1 protein-coding gene is annotated in these 394 nt (G+C 68.3%); it reads right to left on the reverse strand.

The features are described 5' to 3' along the window. Positions 1-59 precede the first annotated feature (59 nt). Entirely contained in the window at positions 60-197 is a 138-nt protein-coding gene (locus OR16_RS42485; RefSeq protein WP_237717407.1) for a hypothetical protein, read from the reverse strand. Between the last annotated feature and the right edge of the window lie 197 nt (positions 198-394).

The raw sequence follows: 394 nt of genomic DNA on the forward strand, positions 1-394 counted from the left end.
GGCGCGTCCGAGCCGGCTGCCCAAGGCCCCGGCGCGCACGAGCGGATCGACCAGCGTGATCACGCTGGACCCCGGCGATGGTGGCCGAGCGCCCGGCGCCGTCCGCTGCTGGCGGGTACCGCATCGGCTCCCGTGGTGCTGGCGTCGGTGGCAACTGCTGCGTGCAGCGACTTGGCAATCTTCAGGCGAGAGGGCATTGACACGGCTCCAAATAAAAAGCGTCCTGAACTGCTCCGCTTTCGCCAGAAATGCGGGGGGCAGGTCAGGACGCCGTTGTCCCGTGATGCAGCGCGGCCGTCGTTGGCGGCGCACATCGGTATGTGATCGGCCGTCGTTGGCCGATGCGTTGGTTACGCAAGCCGCGTGCCAAGAGCTGGACAGCCGGTTGTCGGGG

Origin of the sequence: Cupriavidus basilensis OR16 (assembly GCF_000243095.1) — a bacterium.
GTDB classification, from domain to species: Bacteria; Pseudomonadota; Gammaproteobacteria; order Burkholderiales; family Burkholderiaceae; genus Cupriavidus; species Cupriavidus basilensis_D.

What these genes read in the sequence shown, in the direction of transcription:
- OR16_RS42485 (WP_237717407.1), bottom strand. Translation starts at nt 197, where the DNA reads ATGCCCTCTCGCCTGAAGATTGCCAAGTCGCTGCACGCAGCAGTTGCC.